Origin of the sequence: Brevundimonas sp. UBA2503 (genome assembly GCF_002341485.1) — a bacterium.
Lineage (GTDB): Bacteria > Pseudomonadota > Alphaproteobacteria > Caulobacterales > Caulobacteraceae > Brevundimonas > Brevundimonas halotolerans.
In genome coordinates this window covers 25,548-42,673 of sequence record NZ_DDOD01000015.1, presented here as the reverse complement: position 1 = coordinate 42,673, position 17,126 = coordinate 25,548, and the positions used below count along the sequence as shown (strand labels likewise).

18 protein-coding genes are annotated in these 17,126 nt (G+C 66.0%); 10 read left to right on the top strand and 8 right to left on the bottom strand.

The window, feature by feature from the left end:
* From B4K74_RS07375 to B4K74_RS07345, 7 genes are all read right to left on the bottom strand, one after another.
* Complete coding sequence (locus B4K74_RS07375; RefSeq protein WP_286692398.1) at positions 1-1,014, bottom strand: mitochondrial fission ELM1 family protein; 1,014 nt, start codon at positions 1,012-1,014, stop codon at positions 1-3.
* Entirely contained in the window at positions 1,005-1,478 is a 474-nt protein-coding gene (greA, locus tag B4K74_RS07370) for a transcription elongation factor GreA (RefSeq protein WP_123288285.1), read from the bottom strand. Before greA ends, B4K74_RS07375 begins: the two co-directional genes overlap by 10 nt.
* A 113-nt stretch (positions 1,479-1,591) precedes the next feature.
* Positions 1,592-1,780: a hypothetical protein gene (locus B4K74_RS07365; protein WP_286692397.1), complete on the bottom strand. Its 189-nt coding sequence runs from the start codon at positions 1,778-1,780 to the stop codon at positions 1,592-1,594.
* A 116-nt stretch (positions 1,781-1,896) separates the two neighbouring features.
* The gene (locus B4K74_RS07360; protein WP_286692396.1) at positions 1,897-2,562 is read right to left on the bottom strand and encodes a glutathione S-transferase family protein; all 666 of its coding nucleotides are present in this window, start codon (positions 2,560-2,562) and stop codon (positions 1,897-1,899) included.
* Between the two features lie 23 nt (positions 2,563-2,585).
* Positions 2,586-5,900: a carbamoyl-phosphate synthase large subunit gene (gene carB, locus B4K74_RS07355; RefSeq protein ID WP_286692395.1), complete on the bottom strand. Its 3,315-nt coding sequence runs from the start codon at positions 5,898-5,900 to the stop codon at positions 2,586-2,588.
* A gap of 15 nt (positions 5,901-5,915) precedes the next feature.
* On the bottom strand, positions 5,916-6,230 hold the full coding sequence (locus tag B4K74_RS07350) for a ribonuclease E inhibitor RraB (RefSeq protein WP_286692394.1): 315 nt from the start codon (positions 6,228-6,230) through the stop codon (positions 5,916-5,918).
* A gap of 120 nt (positions 6,231-6,350) precedes the next feature.
* Positions 6,351-7,055 carry an HAD family hydrolase gene (locus tag B4K74_RS07345; protein ID WP_286692393.1) on the bottom strand — a complete coding sequence of 235 codons (705 nt, stop codon included), beginning with the start codon at positions 7,053-7,055 and terminating at the stop codon, positions 6,351-6,353.
* Positions 7,056-7,097: 42 nt separating this feature from the next.
* Here B4K74_RS07345 and B4K74_RS07340 point away from each other — a divergent pair, with 42 nt between their 5' ends.
* The 9 genes from B4K74_RS07340 (at position 7,098) to rpoD (ending at position 15,662) form a co-directional block, all read left to right on the top strand.
* Positions 7,098-7,787 carry an SDR family NAD(P)-dependent oxidoreductase gene (locus B4K74_RS07340; protein WP_286692392.1) on the top strand — a complete coding sequence of 230 codons (690 nt, stop codon included), beginning with the start codon at positions 7,098-7,100 and terminating at the stop codon, positions 7,785-7,787.
* Between the two features lie 162 nt (positions 7,788-7,949).
* Positions 7,950-8,699: a hypothetical protein gene (locus tag B4K74_RS07335; protein ID WP_286692391.1), complete on the top strand. Its 750-nt coding sequence runs from the start codon at positions 7,950-7,952 to the stop codon at positions 8,697-8,699.
* 107 nt (positions 8,700-8,806) lie between these two features.
* Complete coding sequence (gene carA / locus B4K74_RS07330; protein WP_286692390.1) at positions 8,807-9,970, top strand: glutamine-hydrolyzing carbamoyl-phosphate synthase small subunit; 1,164 nt, start codon at positions 8,807-8,809, stop codon at positions 9,968-9,970.
* The gene (locus B4K74_RS07325) at positions 9,967-10,734 is read left to right on the top strand and encodes an FkbM family methyltransferase (RefSeq protein WP_286692389.1); all 768 of its coding nucleotides are present in this window, start codon (positions 9,967-9,969) and stop codon (positions 10,732-10,734) included. Before carA ends, B4K74_RS07325 begins: the two co-directional genes overlap by 4 nt.
* A complete protein-coding gene (gene dnaG / locus B4K74_RS07320) occupies positions 10,731-12,614 on the top strand; it encodes a DNA primase (protein ID WP_286692388.1) in 1,884 nt (627 codons plus the stop codon). The genes B4K74_RS07325 and dnaG overlap by 4 nt, the downstream gene beginning before the upstream one ends.
* Positions 12,615-12,651: 37 nt before the next feature.
* Positions 12,652-12,903 (top strand): antitoxin, encoded by a 252-nt coding sequence (locus tag B4K74_RS07315; RefSeq protein ID WP_286692387.1) that lies wholly within the window; start codon positions 12,652-12,654, stop codon positions 12,901-12,903.
* On the top strand, positions 12,900-13,313 hold the full coding sequence (locus B4K74_RS07310) for a type II toxin-antitoxin system VapC family toxin (protein WP_286692386.1): 414 nt from the start codon (positions 12,900-12,902) through the stop codon (positions 13,311-13,313). Before B4K74_RS07315 ends, B4K74_RS07310 begins: the two co-directional genes overlap by 4 nt.
* Positions 13,310-13,636 carry a hypothetical protein gene (locus tag B4K74_RS07305; protein WP_286692385.1) on the top strand — a complete coding sequence of 109 codons (327 nt, stop codon included), beginning with the start codon at positions 13,310-13,312 and terminating at the stop codon, positions 13,634-13,636. The genes B4K74_RS07310 and B4K74_RS07305 overlap by 4 nt, the downstream gene beginning before the upstream one ends.
* 76 nt (positions 13,637-13,712) lie before the next feature.
* Positions 13,713-15,662, top strand: a complete 1,950-nt coding sequence (gene rpoD, locus B4K74_RS07300; protein WP_286692384.1) for an RNA polymerase sigma factor RpoD — start codon at positions 13,713-13,715, stop codon at positions 15,660-15,662.
* A gap of 55 nt (positions 15,663-15,717) precedes the next feature.
* Here rpoD and B4K74_RS07295 read toward each other — a convergent pair whose 3' ends face one another.
* Positions 15,718-16,071, bottom strand: a complete 354-nt coding sequence (locus B4K74_RS07295) for an endonuclease domain-containing protein (protein ID WP_286692383.1) — start codon at positions 16,069-16,071, stop codon at positions 15,718-15,720.
* Positions 16,072-16,245: 174 nt separating this feature from the next.
* On the opposite strand from B4K74_RS07295, the gene B4K74_RS07290 reads away from it, so the two are divergent.
* Positions 16,246-17,082, top strand: coding sequence for a hypothetical protein (locus tag B4K74_RS07290; RefSeq protein ID WP_286692382.1), 837 nt, complete (start codon positions 16,246-16,248; stop codon positions 17,080-17,082).
* Positions 17,083-17,126: the final 44 nt, after the last annotated feature.

The window sequence follows — 17,126 nt, the reverse complement described above, 5'->3', positions numbered from 1 at the left end:
TCAGGCCCGAAAGGCGTCGTAGCGCGCCAGTAGTAGCCGCGCGGCCCGGTCCGTCTCGGCCAGTGGCACGCGCGGTGTGGCCGGAAAATCCAGCGTGCCGTCGAACGGACGCGCCAGACCGCGGGTGACGAGAGCCTCGCGCAGGCGGTCGAACTTGGGCTGCGACTTGCGCGCCACCATGGGCAGCAGGTGCACCGGGCGACCGGTCGAGGCGGCCTCGGCGGCCATATTGGCGCTGTCCTCGGTGACCAGCACATGGTCGGCGGCGCCGAGGAAGGCGAAATAGGGATTGTCCCCCTGCCCGTCCCAAATCCAGCCGGGGACGACCGCCAGCCTTTCGCGAAGAATCGCCACGGCCTCGGGCGGGGTGCGGCGCGACAGGGTGACCATGACCGAGCCGCCGACGGCGCGGACCGCCCCGGCGATCTGGTCGGCCAACCGGGCGGCATGGTCGGGCGGCAGGTCGTGACTGGCCGAGCGTCCTCCGACCAGCACGGCCACGCGGGGACGCGGCAAAGGATCAAGGCGATCGGAAAAGGCTGCTACCGCATCCGCGATGCGGACGGGGGTGATGCGGTGGGGGGAGCCGAGGATCGAGACCACATTGGCGCCGCTGAGGCCGTCATGCTCGGGGGCGACGACCAGATCGAACCGGTCGGTCCGCCAGCGCGGATCCTGGGTTTGAACGACAAAGGGACGACCGGGTCCGGCGGTCACGGCCCGGGACGAGAGCGGCAGGGAGGCGCGGCCCGTCGCGATCCAGATATCCGGCCAGGGGGCGCCGTCGGACGGCAGCACGGGATCGGACTCGGGATCGCGCATCCACGGCTGTTTCAGCGCGGAGGGCCATTTGTCGAAGGCGGATCCCCAACCGATACGGCAGATTTCAATGTCGGCCGGACGCAGGCGCTGGACGGCCTCGGCCAGTCCAAGCGCCTGATTCTGGATGCCGGCCCGGCCGTCAGAGACGACCCGGATCCGGAGGGAAGACGCGCTGTCGCTCGTCAGATCCACTCGACCTTGAGGATCTCATAGGCCTTGACGCCGCCGGGCGTGTTGACCTCGACGACATCACCGACCTCCTTCGAGATCATGGCGCGCGACAGGGGCGAGGTGATCGAGATCCGGCCCTGTTTCACATCGGCTTCGTGCTCGCCGACGATCTGGTAACGGGCCTCTTCCTCGGTGTCCTCGTCGACGACGGTGACCGTGGCGCCAAATTTCACCTGATCGCCCGAAAGCTTGGACACGTCGATAACCTGGGCCCGCGACATGCGGTCCTCGATCTCGGCGATCTGGCCTTCGATCCAGCCCTGACGTTCCTTGGCGGCGTGATACTCGGCATTCTCGGACAGGTCGCCGTGCTCACGGGCCTCCGAGATCGCCGAAATCACCGCGGGACGTTCCACGGACTTCAATTGCTTGAGCTGATCGTCCAGGGCGCGATAGCCCGGGGCCGTCATCGGCACTTTTTCCATAGGGTGGTGAGTTTCTTGTTTCGCCCAACTGCGGAGAGGAAGATCAACCTTGGTAGAAGGTCGCGGGGCGCGCGCGACCGGGGCAAAAAGGATAGGTCACGATCTCGCTGAACTCAAGCGGTTGGACGTATCGTTGTGCGACGCACCTTTTGGATCAGACTGCGGGTCAGCCACGCAAGGGCTGCGAGGGCCACAACCATGAAGGCTGCGGACACCAGCGCCAGCTTGGCGAACATCAGCGCCAGACTGAAGGCGATGACCACCAGTGCCAGGGCGATGAGATAGAGAGCTGCGATCTTCATGATGGAGTAACGTCGTCCTGCCTCCTGCGGTTTCACGGGGCGCCGCGCGATCAACGCGATTGTGAAGATGCCGCCTCGACCGTGTTCCGCGCAACACGCCGGGACGGCCCTTGCCCTCAGGCGTAGCTATAAGGTCCGCCTCGCTCGAGCGCCCGCTGATAGGCAGGGCGCGCATGGATGGTCTCAAGGAAGGCCTTCAACTTCGGGCGACGGTCAAAGCCGAAGATGCGGGTCGCCCCGGCCTCGATCGGAAAGCTCATCATGATGTCTGCGGCGGAAAAGGCCCCACCGGCGAACCACGGATGGGCGGTCAGCTCGGCTTCCCAGAAATCGATGTGGGCCTGCAGCTGGGGATCGATGAAGCCCGACTGGGCCTTTCCGGCGATCGAGTTGACCAGAGGCCGCACCAGACCCGGCGCGCGCTTCGGCAGCTGACTGAACACCAGCTTCAGCAGCAGCGGCGGCATGGCCGAGCCCTCGGCATAGTGCAGCCAGTAGCGATAGCGACGACCGGCCTCGGTTCCGGACGGGGGCGCCAGCCGACCCTTTCCGTGGGTCTCGACCAGATAGTCGACGATGGCGCCGGTTTCGGCGACGCGGATGTCGCCGTCATCGACCACCGGAGACTTGCCCAGCGGGTGGATGGCCTTCAGCTCGGGCGGCGCCAGCATGGTCTTGGCATCGCGCTGATAGCGTTTGACCTCATAGGGCAGGCCCAGTTCCTCGAGCAGCCACAGCACCCGCTGGGACCGGCTGTCGTTCAGGTGGTGCACGGTGATCATGGCTGGCGCTCCGATGCGAACCGTCAGGCGTAGGCCTGCAGGGGGCGGACGTCCAGATCGTCGTTTCGGATGGCGGCGATGGCATGGACGGCGGCAAGCGCCCCGGCGGTGGTGGTGTAGTAGGGGATCTTCATCATCAGGGCCGTCCGCCTGAGGCTGAAACTGTCCTGCAGGGACTGTTTGCCCTCGGTGGTGTTGAAGACCAGCTGGACGTCGCGGTTCTTCATGGCGTCGACGATGTTGGGGCGGCCTTCCAGCACCTTTTTCACATGGCCGACCGGCAGGCCCTGCTGGACCAGCCAGGCGTGGGTGCCGCCCGTCGCGATCACCTCGAACCCCTGTTTCAGCAGCAGGGCGACGGGCTCGACGATGAAGGGTTTGTCGGAGTCCTTGACCGAGACGAAGGCGCAACCCTGGATCGGCAGGGTGGTGCCGCCGCCGATCTGGCTCTTGGCAAAGGCGCGGGCAAAGGCGTCGGCCATGTCGGGCTCGCCCTCGCGCTTCCAGTCCAGGCCCATGACCTCGCCGGTCGAGCGCATCTCGGGTCCCAGAACCGTGTCGACCCCGGCAAAGCGGGCGAAGGGGAAGACCGCTTCCTTGACCGCGATATGGTCATAGGGGCGGTGCTCGAGGCCGAATGAGGCCAGCGGCACGCCGGCCATGACCTTGGCGGCGATGGCGGCGATCGGCTGGCCGATGGTCTTGGCGACGAAGGGCGCCGTGCGGCTGGCGCGCGGATTGACCTCCAGCACGAAGATGCGCGGCGTGTCGGAGTGCGGCTCCTCGATGGCGAACTGGACATTCATCAGCCCGCGCACCTTGAGCGCCTTGGCCATGGCCTCGGTCTGGCGCATCAGCTCGGCCACCACTTCGGCGGACAGGGAATAGGGCGGCATGGAACAGGCGCTGTCGCCCGAGTGGACGCCGGCTTCCTCGATGTGTTCGAGAACCCCGGCCACGAATACCATCTCATCGTCGCACAGGGCGTCGACATCGACCTCGGTGGCGCGGTTCAGATAGTGGTCGATCAGGACGGGATCGTCGCCCGACACCCGCATGGCCTCGCCGACATAGCGGTCCAGCTGTTCCCGGTCGTGAACGATCATCATGCCGCGGCCGCCCAGCACATAGGAGGGCCGCAGAACGACCGGATAACCGACCTCGTCCGCCTTCTGCGCGGCTTCTTCGGCACTGCGGGCCAGGCCGTTGGGCGGCTGCATCAGGCCGATGTCATGCAGCATGACCTGGAAACGCTCGCGGTCCTCGGCCAGATCGATGGAGTCCAGCGACGTGCCCAGGATCGGCACGCCGTCCTCGTGCAGGGCATGGGCCAGCTTCAGCGGCGTCTGGCCGCCGAACTGCACGACCACGCCGATCAGCTCACCGGCCCGGCGCTCGACGTCGATCAGCTCCAGCACATCCTCGGCCGTCAGCGGCTCGAAATACAGGCGGTCCGAGGTGTCATAGTCGGTCGAAACGGTCTCGGGGTTGCAGTTGACCATGATCGACTCGACGTCGATCTCGGCAAAGGCAAAGGCCGCGTGACAGCAGCAGTAGTCGAACTCGATCCCCTGCCCGATCCGGTTGGGACCGCCGCCGAGGATGATGGCCTTCTTCCGATCCGACGGGCGGGATTCGCACTCCGGGACCTGACCGACGGCGCCGGTCTCATAGGTCGAATACATATAGGCGGTGGCCGAGGCGAACTCGGCGGCGCAGGTATCGATCCGCTTGAATACCGGGCGGACGTCCAGCGCACGGCGGGCCTTGCGCACCGCAGCCTCGGTCGTGCCGGTCAGGGCGGCGATGCGGGCATCGGCGAAGCCCTTGGCCTTGAGCTGGCGGAAGGCGCGGGGGTCGGTGGGCAGGCCCCGGACCCGCAGATGGCCCTCGTCGCGAATCAGCTCCTGGATCTGGCGCAGGAACCACGGCTCATAGGCACAGGCAGCCTGGACCTCCTCGACCGTCAGGCCGTGGCGGAAGGCCTGGGCGATGACGCGGATGCGGTCGGGCGTGGGCGTGCCCAGCGCGCGGACGACGGCGGCGCGGATGGCGCCTTCGTCCTCGGTATCGGTGGTGCCGTCGATCTCGATTTCGTCAAAGCCCGACAGGCCGGTTTCCAGCCCGCGCAGGGCCTTCTGCATGGATTCCTGGAAGGTCCGGCCGATGGCCATGACCTCGCCCACCGACTTCATCGAGGTCGACAGCAGCGGCTCGGAGCCCGGATATTTCTCGAAGGCGAAACGGGGGATCTTGGTGACCACATAGTCGATCGAGGGCTCGAACGAGGCCGGGGTCACGCCGGTGATGTCATTGGTCAGTTCGTCAAGCGTATAGCCGACGGCCAGACGGGCGGCGACCTTGGCGATCGGAAAGCCCGTGGCCTTGGACGCCAGCGCCGATGACCGCGACACGCGCGGATTCATCTCGATCACCACCATGCGGCCGTCGGCCGGATTGATGGCCCACTGAACGTTCGAGCCGCCGGTCTCGACGCCGATCTCGCGCAAGACGTTGATCGAGCCCGTGCGCATCCGCTGGTACTCTTTATCTGTCAGCGTCAGAGCGGGGGCGACGGTGATGCTGTCGCCGGTGTGGACCCCCATCGGGTCGATGTTCTCGATCGAGCAGATGATGATGCAGTTGTCCGCCTTGTCGCGGACCACCTCCATCTCATACTCCTTCCAGCCCAGGACGCTTTCCTCGATCAGCACCTCAGTGGTCGGCGACAGGTCGAGGCCGCGCTCGACGATCTCGCGGTATTCCTCGACGTTGTAGGCAATGCCGCCGCCGGTCCCGGCCAGGGTGAAGGACGGGCGGACGATGGCGGGCAGGCCGACGAACTCCAGCGCCTCCTCGGCCTCGTCGATGTGGTGGATGGCGCGCGAGCGGGGGCTTTCCAGTCCCAGCGTGTCCATGGCGTCGCGGAATTTCTGGCGGTCCTCGGCCTTGTCGATGACCTCGGCCCGGGCGCCGATCATCTCGACGTCATGCCGGGCCAGCGCGCCCGAGGCATCCAGCGCCAGGGCCGTGTTCAGCGCTGTCTGGCCGCCCATGGTCGGCAGCAGGGCAAAGCCGCCGGGCAGGACGTGGCGTTCCTTCTCGATGATCTTTTCGACGAACTCGGGCGTGATCGGCTCGATATAGGTGGCGTCGGCCACCTCCGGGTCGGTCATGATGGTGGCGGGGTTCGAGTTGACCAGAATGACCCGGTAGCCCTCGGCCTTCAGCGCCTTGCAGGCCTGCACGCCCGAATAGTCGAACTCGCAGGCCTGACCGATGATGATCGGCCCGGCGCCGATGATCAGGATCGACTGGATGTCTGTGCGTCTGGGCATCGCGGCCTCTTCTTGTCAGTTCGTCACGACCGCGCACTCCCAGCCGTCATAGTCCAGCTGGAAGGCCGCGGCCCAGGATTGCATCATGGCGGAGACGGGCGCGAACGAGGCTTCGTCCACCGCCATGGTCGTCTCCAGAATGGTCGAGTCGTCGGACCCGCGCGTCAGGAAACCGGCGCGGCGGGCGACCTCGTTCAGATCGTCGTGGTCACCCTCGCCATAGAAGTAGAACAGGGTGTGGCGCGGGGTGATGCCGCTGTCGCCATGCTCCGCCAGGGCCGCCCGGATCATGGCATCACGCTCGTCATGCGGGATATCGGCAGCGGTCACGGAACGGCGGTCCTCTGGCGCACGAAAACCCGACGGAGGGAGGGCCCCCGGCGCGGTCACGTCTGGTTGTCGGTTAAGCGGCCGGTCTAAAGACGCGGGGGCCCGCTAGCAAGGGCTGATTCAGTCAGCGGTGCGTTCAATCCGCGCAAGCCATTCAGGCAGTTCGTCGAAGCGGGCCAGGGTGACGTAGCGCGGGTGGCCTTCGGGCGCGTCGGCCAGTTCGTGGGCCCAGGTGACCTCATAGGGGATGTGCACGCCCCAGGCGCCGGCCTCGAGCGCGGGCAGCACGTCCGAGCGCATGGAATTGCCGACCATCACCCCCTCTTCCGGGCCGGTGCCGTGGCGGGCGAAGACCCGCTCATAGGTGGACCGGTCCTTTTCCGAGACGATCTCGACACCCGAGAACAGCTCACCCAGCCCGGAGGCCGCCAGCTTGCGTTCCTGATCCATCAGGTCGCCCTTGGTCACCAGCACCAGCCGATAGGAGTCGGTCAACTGCGCCAGGGTCTCGGCCACGCCCGGCAGGGTCTCGACCGGATGGGCCAGCATCTCCCGACCGGCGGCCAGGATCTCGCGGATGGCCGAGGACGGGGGATCGCCGTCGCACAGCTCCATTGCCGTCTCGATCATCGACAGGGTGAAGCCCTTCACCCCATAGCCGTAGAGGCGCAGGTTGCGGCGCTCGACCTCGGCCAGCCTGTGCGCGATCACCGCATTGTCGTGATCGGTCAGAAGGTCGAGAAAGCGGGCTTGGGTGAGGCGAAAGATCGTCTCATTGTGCCAGAGGGTGTCGTCGGCATCGAGGCCGAGGGTGGTGATGCGCATGGCGCGCTGCCTAACACCGGAATCAGGCGTTTGGGAGAGGCCATGAGCGAGACATCTGCGGTCGTGATAGGGGCGTCGGGCGGCATCGGCTCGGCGTTGGTCCGGCAGTTGGAGGCTGCGGGCCACCATGCGGTCGTCCACGCTCTGTCACGCTCGGGCACCGGGCTGGATCTGGAGGATGAGGAGTCGATCGCCGCAGCGGCCTCGCGGATCGCCGATGGGCCGCCCCCTGCCCTTGTTATCGTGGCCACGGGGGTGCTGCACGGCGACCACTCACCCGAGCGCAGCTATCGCGCCCTGACGGCCGAGCATCTGATGCGCGACTATCGCCTGAATGCCATCGGCCCGGCGCTGGTGGCCAGACATCTCCTGCCCTTGATGCCCCGCGACGGCCGAGGCGTGTTCGCCGCCCTGTCGGCGCGGGTTGGGTCGATCGGTGACAACCGGCTGGGCGGCTGGCACGCCTATCGGGCGTCGAAGGCGGCGCTGAACATGCTGATCCGCAATCTGGCCATTGAGCACGGACGGACCCACAAGGCCGGGATCGTCGTCGGCCTGCATCCCGGTACGGTGGCGACAGAGCTGAGCGCGCCGTTTCAGTCCGGAGTCGCGCCGGAAAAGCTGTTCACGCCCGAACATTCCGCAGCGGCCCTGCTGACGGTCATCGACGGGCTGGAACCCGCAGACAGCGGGGGCGTGTTCGCCTGGGACGGCCAGCGCATCCCCGCCTGAGCGGGGCGCATGGTGAACAGGTGCTTCACCGCCTTTGTTGATGCTCCGTAGACGATCCGGAGCGCATCCTGCAGGCGTCGGGGACCGACTGTCACCTGGAGGTGGCCAATGGGGACCTTTCCTTATGACCCGGTGGACTCCGCCGGGTTCAAAGACACTACCATGACGGGCATGAGTGGCGCGTCGCAAGCGCCTCTGCATTTCGATGCCCAGCAGGCGGGCTTTGAACTGGTCACGCGCGGACGGCGGGGCCTGGCGGTCAGCCTGATCGCCCAGGACATTGTCGCTCTGGACAGCGGACAGGCGGTGTCCCGTCGCGTGCGCCGGATCATCCGCCATACAGGGGGCGAGGCCGGGCTGAACCTGTTCGGTCGCGGCACGCTGGAAGGCGCGGACCTGCGCCGGATCGACCTGCAGACCTTGCGGATCGGTCTGGAGCTGCTGCGTCGCACGCCGGGCCTGACGGGCGTCCTGCCGGTCTTCTGGCGAACGCTGGCGACCAGCCACGGTCGATTTGCCCTGTTGTATGCCGGCACCAGCGACGAGACACGTCCGGCCGGGCTGTCGATGGAAATCATGGGTGGCACCGAGACTTCGCGCCTCGAGGCGGTGGCCGAGGTCATCGAACAGTTCCAGTCCGGGCCGATCGGCATGATCCTGCACGCCGCGCCGGATATCGGTATCGTCCGTCAGGCGGCGGAGACGCGAGCCTCCTGCCTGTGCCTCGATTTCGCCGGAGTGGATCACCTGTCGCCCGAGGGCAAGGCCGAGGCCCGCGACCTGATCGCAACCGCCCGACAGGTCGCACCGACGGTGCTGCTGGTCAATCTGAGGCCGGACTGGGCCCCTGCGGCGCATGAGGCCGGGGCCACCCACGCCGTCCTTGCCCCCATGGAACCGCTCAGCCTGTAGCGGCAGAGGTTGACCGGATCGGGTATGGCCCCTAACACCCGGCCGCTTCCGGCCCCTGTCGATACGCGACGGGTGCGCCGGGGCGAACTCCGCGATAGGATGCCGCCATGACCCGAACCCTCCCCGGCGTAACCGGCGTGCTGGCGCTCGCTGACGGCACCATCCTGCAGGGCCTTGGCTGCGGGGCCGAGGGCTCCGCCTTGGGCGAAGTCGTCTTCAACACCGCCATGACCGGCTATCAGGAAATCCTGACCGACCCGTCCTACATGAGCCAGATCCTGGCCTTCACCTTTCCGCACGTCGGCAACGTCGGGGTGAATGCCGAAGACGTCGAACAGATGGGCGAGAGCGCGGCCACCTCGGCGCGCGGCGCCATTTTCCGCGACGTACCGACGACGCCAGCCAACTGGCGCGCGGGCCAGTCCTTCGACGACTGGATGAAGAGCCGCAATGTGGTGGGGCTGGCCGGGGTCGACACCCGGGCCCTGACCGCCCGCATCCGTGAAAGCGGCGCGCCGCATGCGGTGATCGCCCACGCCGCCGACGGACAGTTCGATCTGGATGCCCTGGTGGCACAGGCCCGCGCCTGGCAGGGGCTGGTCGGGCTGGATCTGGCCAAGGACGCCTCGACGCTTCAGGCCTTCGACTGGGATCAGGGCCTGTGGGACTGGCCCGAGGGCTATCCGCGTGTCCAGGCCGCCGACAAGTCGGTGGTGGTCATCGACTATGGCGTGAAAAAGAACATTCTGCGGGCGCTGGCCTCTACGGGTGCGAAGATCACCGTCGTGCCCGCCACCACCTCGGCCGAGGACATTCTGGCGCGCAAGCCCGATGGCGTCGTGCTGTCGAACGGCCCGGGCGATCCGGCGGCCACCGGCGAATATGCGGTGCCGGAGATCAAGAAACTGGTCGCGTCGGGCACACCCCTCATGGGCATCTGTCTGGGCCACCAGATGCTGGCGCTGGCCATGGGCGCGAAAACGGTCAAGATGGATCAGGGCCATCACGGCGCCAACCACCCGGTCAAAGACCTGACCACCGGCAAGGTCGAAATCGTGTCCATGAATCATGGCTTCACCGTCGATCGCGACAGCCTGCCGGCCACGGTGACCGAAACCCATGTCAGCCTGTTTGACGGCACCAACTGCGGTCTGATGCTGAAAGACAAGCCGGTGTTCAGCGTGCAACACCACCCCGAGGCCAGCCCCGGGCCGACGGACAGCCTGTATCTGTTCGGGCGGTTCGCGGACCTGATGAAGGCCGGAGCGTGAGCTGGGTCCCCCCCTCGACCCTTGTCGAAAAACTGAAGCGGCTGTTCTTCAGCCCCCGTCAGGAACTGGACCGGATCGTCGCCCGCGAGCTGCGCAAGGGCGAGACGGAGATTCACCTGCTGCCGCAGCTGGTCGATCCGGCCCGTATCGCCATTGATGTGGGCGCCAACCGCGGCGTCTGGACCCGGCAGATGGCGGCCCTGTGCCCCGAGGTTCATGCGTTCGAGCCCAACCCCAAGATCTTTGCCATTCTGGACGCCGCCCGGCCCGCCAATGCGGTGACCTATCCCCTGGCTCTGTCGGACAGGGACGGCGGGTCGTCGCTCTATGTACCGCGATCGGCACGTGGCTATTCAAATCAGCGGGCGACGCTGGTTCCCGATCAGCAGCCGGGGGTCGAGACTGGCGTCGTGGATGTCGAGACTGTCCGCCTCGACGACCTCGACCTTCCGCCCTGTGGCTTCATCAAGATTGATGTCGAGGGCCATGAGGCTGCCGTGCTGGCCGGGGCCCGGGCGACGCTGATGCGGGACCGCCCCACCCTGTTGATCGAGATCGAGGAACGCCACACCGGCGTGCCGATCGAGCAGGCCATCGCCGAGGTCGAGGCCATGGGCTATGATGCCTTCTTCCTTGAAGGGGGTCAGCTGACCGGTATCGCAGCGTTTGACCCGGATCGTCAGCATCGCCAGGCCGTCGACACGCCTGATTATGTTTACAATTTCATCTTCAAGGCGAGAGACATCAGCCAAGGCATCCCTTGAAATTCGACGAACGATTCATCGAGGAGCTCAAGTCCCGGCTGCGGCCGTCGGACGTGATCGGCCGCACGGTGAAGCTGAAGCGTCAGGGCCGCGAGTTCGCCGGCCTGTCGCCCTTCACCAAGGAAAAGAGCCCGTCCTTCTTCGTCAATGACGAGAAGGGCTTCTTCCACGACTTCAGCTCGGGCAAGCACGGCGACATCATCAGCTTCCTGCAGGAGACCGAGCGCCTGAGCTTTGTCGAAGCGGTCGAGCGGCTTGCCAATGAAGCGGGCATGGCCCTGCCCGCGGAGGACCCGCAGGCCGCGGCCCGCGAACAGCGCCGCACCACCCTGTTCGGCTGGACCGAGCTGGCCATGAAGTGGTTCTCGGCCAATCTACGCCGGTCGGTCGGCGCCAGCACACGCGAATATCTGAAGAAGCGCGGCCTGCCTGAGGACCAGTGGGAGCGGTTCGGTCTGGGCTATGCGCCCAATGACCGCGACGGCCTGAAGACCGCCCTGATCCAGAAGGGGGCCACACCCGGCGATCTGGTCGAGGCGGGCCTCTTGATCGCGCCCGAGGGCGGCGGCGCCCCCTATGACCGGTTTCGCGACCGGCTGATCTTTCCCATCCTTGACGACCGGGGCCGGGTGGTCAGCTTTGGCGGCCGGGCCATGAACCCCGACGACCGGGCCAAATATCTGAATGGCCCGGAAAGCCCGCTGTTTCACAAGGGGGCGACCCTTTACGGCATGCCCGAGGCCCGCAAGCTGCTGGGCACCTCGAAACAGGCCAGTCTGGTGGTGGTCGAGGGCTATATGGACGTGATCGCCTGTCAGCGGGCGGGCATTCCGGCGGTCGCCCCCATGGGCACGGCCCTGACCGAGGAACAGATGGCGCGGCTGTGGCGGGTCACGCCCGAGCCGGTGCTATGTTTTGACGGGGATGCCGCCGGTCAGCGCGCCGCTGGCCGCGCGGTTGAACGCGCCCTGCCCCTGCTGAAGCCGGGGCGGAGCTTTCGGTTCTGCCTGCTGACCGACGGGCGCGACCCCGATGACATGCTGCGCGATGCCGGGGCTCCGGCCCTGCGCGAGGCCCTGTCCCGCACACGGCCGTTCGTCGAGGTCCTGTTCCAGAAAGAAGCCGAGGCCGAAACCCTCGACACGCCCGAGCGTCGTGCCGGTCTGAAGGCGCGCCTGCGTCAGGCGACCGAGGCCATTACCGACCGCGATCTGGCCGAGCAATATCGCCGTGACCTGTTCGAGCGGTTCGACGCCGTCATGCCGGGACGTGGCGCGAAGTATGCCCCCCGCAACGACGGGCGCCCCTCCGGCAATTGGAGACGGGGCGCCCCGCCCCCTCTGGCTGGCCAGACACCTGAGGGAGCCGAGGTTCTGAGATCTCTGAACCTCGCCTTAGATCCTGTAATAGCAGCGATTGCCCAAGGCGCCTTGGAGGTTCCTGCTAGAGTCGAAAGCCATCTTGAAGACTTGGCCACGTTTGGCTTTGGTCACCCTGACCTCGACGCTTTGGCTCAGGAACTGGTCCGACATCACATGTCTGGCGCCGAGATCACGACTGGCGGATTGCAATCATATTTGAATTCTCGAAGCTTTTCAGATCTGTTGCATCGTGTTGAACGGGCGGCTCTTAAGTCTGGTGCACCATTCCTAAAATCGCACGGCGATCCATCGGAAGAACAGGAAGCCGAATGGAAGAACGCCTTCATCCTACTCATGCGCCTCCAAACACTCGATGCTGCGGTCCAAGCAGCAAAACAGAACATCGACACACCATCAGGGCTGGACACTTTGAGTAGACTGAAATCGGAACGTGACGCTCTCCGGCGCACGATCTACTCGCTCTCCAACGAGCGGTGGATGGGGGGCTTCGCGAGCTGAAGTTGGCCTATGCCTCGGCCTATGCTAATCTCGCCGTATGAGCACATCGCGTCAGGTCAAGCTGTTCCGCAATGGTCGCAATCAGGCCGTGCGCATTCCGCGTGAGTTTGAACTGCCGGGGGACGAGGCCGTGATGCGTCAGGAGGGGGATCGCCTGATCATCGAACTTCCCGTTCAGCAAAGGACTCTGGTCGAAATTCTTGCCGAATGGGCAAAAGAACCTCCACTGCGAGAAGATGAAACCTTGCCGCGCATTCCTCGGCAGGCGCCCCGGCCGTTTGACCTTTGACGCTGTATCTCCTCGACACCAATGCGATCTCTGATCTGATCCGCGATCCCGGAGGCGAGGTCGCGGGGCGCTTTGCATTGGTGGGTCTCGAGCAGGTGTGCACCAGTGTCATCGTCGCGGCCGAGTTGCGCTATGGGGCCGCCAAGCGCGGCTCGACGAGACTGGGCCAACGCGTCGACACGGTTCTGAGGCAGGTTCCGATCAAGCCGTTTGAGCCCCCTGCCGACCAGATTTACGGGCACATCCGGGCCGATCTGGAGGCACAGGGCGCTTCCGTTGGCGACCATGACCTGCTGATCGCCGCCCAGGCCCTGTCGCTGGGTTGCATACTGGTGACGGATAATGAGCGCGAATTCCGGCGCGTTCCGGGTCTGCCCGTCGAAAATTGGCGCACGGCACCGGCGGCTTGATCCTTGACTCTGTCGCCCTTCGTCGCCATCTGGCCCAATCGGGTCACGATGCCCTGTTGCACGAGGTCGAGAAGGCGGCGGCAAAGTCCGGTGCGCCCTTCCTGGCAGAAGATCTGCCCCTCGGCGAGGCACGGACCCTGTGGTCGCAGGCGTTTGACGCCCTGACGCGCATTGCCGCGTTGGAGCGGGCGCTGGCCATGGCAAAGTCGGAGGCCCATCGGGCGTTCGACAGCTCTGCCTTCACCCAGTTGAAGGCAGAGCGTGATGCCCTGCGGCGTGCGATCAAGTCGGGAAGCCTTTGGGAAGATGCCGCAGGAGCCTAACGGGGCCGCGGACGTTTTCCTGTTCATATAGTGCCGGATAGCCACAGGCTGCGGCGGGTCGGAGACGGAAAACGGGATGAGTGCGCAGACGGACACGCAGGACAATGACGCCCCGAATGATGGGCCCCTGCTCGATCTGACCGATGCCGGAGTCAAAAAGTTTATCAAACAGGCCAAGACGCGTGGCTATGTGACGATGGAAGATCTGAACAAGGTGCTGCCCTCGGAAGAGGTCACGCCGGACCAGATCGAGGACACCCTGGCCATGCTGTCGGAGATGGGCGTCAACGTCGTCGAGGCCGAGGAGGACGGCGAGGCCGCCCAGGGCACCGACGTGGCCGAAAAGGCCGAGACCTCGGTCTCCGAGACCGACGCCAAGCCGACCTATGACCGCACCGACGACCCCGTGCGCATGTATCTGCGCGAGATGGGCTCGGTCGAGCTGCTGAGCCGCGAGGGCGAGATCGCCATCGCCAAGCGCATCGAGGCCGGCCGCGACGCCATGATCTCGGGCCTGTGCGAAAGCGCCCTGACGTTCGAAGCCATCATGGTGTGGCGCGACGAACTGCTGAACAACCGCATCCTGCTGCGCGAGGTCATCGACCTGGACGCCACCTATGGCGTGCTGAACCCCGCCAGCCTGCCGCACAACCAGCCGCCGCAGCCGATCCCCGGCCAGCCCAAGCCCCCCCGCACCGCTGAAGAAGCGGAAAAGGAGGCCGAGGAAGAAGAGGACGAGGACGATTTTGATGACGGCGGCGGCATGTCGATCTCGGCACTCGAGGCCGAGCTGCGCGACGGCGTCATGGAAGTCCTGGACGCGGTCGCCAACGACTTTGGCGGCTTCCGTCGCTTGCAGGACAAGCTGGTCGAGGCGCGGCTGAAGGGTGAGGCCCTGTCGGCCAAGGACCAGAAGGCCTATGAGGCCCTGTCCAAGTCGATCTCGGACCGCCTGAAGTCGATGAAGTTGAACAACAACCGCATCGAGGCCCTGGTCGAGCAGCTGTATGCGATCAACAAGCGCCTGATCTCGCTGGAAGGGCGTCTGCTGCGCCTCGCCGACAGCTATGGCATCTCGCGCCCCGAATTCCTCAAGGCCTATTTCGGCGCCGAGCTGGATCCCGACTGGAGCGAGCGGGTCAAGGACATGGGCGTGCGCTGGACCAAGTTCAGCGAGAATGAATCGGCCCAGATCGGCCAGATCCGCGGCGATGTCGCCGCCGTGGCCAGCGAGGCCGGCCTGCCGATCGACGACTATCGCCGCATCGTCCAGAAGGTGCAGAAGGGCGAGCGCGAGGCCCGTCAGGCCAAGAAGGAAATGGTCGAGGCCAACCTGCGCCTGGTGATCTCGATTGCCAAGAAATACACCAACCGCGGCCTGCAATTCCTTGATCTTATTCAGGAAGGCAACATCGGCCTGATGAAGGCGGTCGACAAGTTCGAGTACCGCCGCGGCTATAAATTCTCGACCTATGCGACCTGGTGGATCCGTCAGGCGATCACCCGCTCGATCGCCGACCAGGCGCGGACCATCCGTATCCCGGTGCATATGATCGAGACGATCAACAAGATCGTCCGCACCAGCCGCCAGATGCTGCACGAGATCGGCCGCGAGCCGACGCCCGAAGAGCTGGCCGAAAAACTGGCCATGCCGCTGGAAAAGGTCCGCAAGGTCCTGAAGATCGCCAAGGAACCGATCAGTCTCGAAACCCCCATCGGCGACGAGGAAGACAGCCACCTGGGCGACTTCATCGAGGACAAGAACGCCATCCTGCCGATCGATGCGGCCATCCAGTCGAACCTGCGGGAAACCACGACCCGCGTGCTGGCTTCGCTGACCCCGCGCGAGGAACGCGTCCTGCGCATGCGCTTCGGCATCGGCATGAACACCGACCACACCCTGGAAGAAGTCGGCCAGCAGTTCAGCGTGACCCGCGAACGCATCCGCCAGATCGAGGCCAAGGCGCTGAGAAAGCTGAAGCATCCGTCACGGTCGCGGAAACTGCGGTCGTTCCTGGATAGCTAGGGCAGGCAGTAGGCAGTAGGGCTTGGTCTTCCTTCTCCCCCCGTGGGAGAAGGTGTCAGGCGGAGCCTGACGGATGAGGGTGGCCGGCCCCGGCATGCGCCCGAATGGCGTCGAACACGATGTTCGGATTGGTCAGGACGGCCTCGTTTCCGAATCTGAGCACCGTGAACCCTCGCCGGGTCAGATCGGCGTCACGCCGTCGATCCGCCTCCTCGCGCAAGCGATGAATGCCGCCGTCCAGCTCGATGACCAGTTTCAGGTCGTAGCAGCAGAAGTCCGCGATCCACGGGCCGATGCGGGTCTGACGGCGGAATTTGAAGCCCTCGAACCCCCGGTCACGGAGACGAGTCCACATCGCCGTCTCGGCAAAGGTCATTCTGGCCCGGAGGCGGCGTGGCTGGTTTGACATGCCCCTCAGCCCCCTCATCCGTCTCGCTCCGCGAGACACCTTCTCCCACAACGGGGAGAAGGAACATATCATGAACATTAGCCATGACCAAACCGACCAATCCTGGCTGCAAGACTGACCAACCTTGCCAACGCCACGTCCGGGTTTGACGCAGGGGCGTGCCAGGGTGTGTTCATGACCGAGCGACGCATCATCAAGCAGCGATCCCCCGCCGTCTGGGCGCGGGTGAAGGAGGCCTATCTGGCCGGGGAGCCGGCGGCCTCGGTCGCGCGGCGGTACGACGTGGGCCTTGGCAATCTGCGCTTCAAGGCCAATGCCGAGGGCTGGACCCGCAAGGCGGTGATGGCCGCCGCCGAACAGGAGGCGGAGGCCGAGGACCGGCGTCTGGCCGGGGAAGCCGATGTCGAGGCGGCCCTGCCCCTGCCCCCGCCCCCCGAGGCACCCGTCCCGCCCGAAGACCTGCACGAGGCGCTGGAGGCGGCGACGCGGCGGGCGGCCTCCCTGCTGGCGCGGGGACGGGCCGCCGAGGCCAGCGCCCTGCTGAAGGCGGCCGAGGCGCTGGACCGCCGCATCGGCACCCCGCACCCGGAGGTAGGCCGTGCAGAGGCGGCCGACCCCGAGCCCCCGGAGGCGCCCGTGGACGACATTGCCGCCGAGGAGGAGCTGTACCGCCTGCGCGCCGAGCTGGAGAGCCACATCCTGAGCCGGGCCGATGAAACGGCGCGGCGCATGCTGTCGGACCTGAACACCCCGCCGGACCTGCTGGGGGCGCTGGCCCTGCACTGGCGTGCCGAGAACCTGGGGCCCGAATGCGCGGCGCTGGATTTCATCCGCCATCGAGAAGACGACGGCCGACCCTGCCGCTACTGGAATGCTGACGGCAGTCTGAAGACGCTGGACCAGATTTTCGACGGCTGGTGGGAGACCGTGCGCAACCAGATGCGCGGCCAGAAGGGCCTGCCGTTTCGCAAGGAGTGGGTCAGGCCGGGGGAGGGGCCGGAAGAGGCGTGAGGGTCAGGTAGGGCGTCGACGATCCTCCCCCATTCATGGGGGAG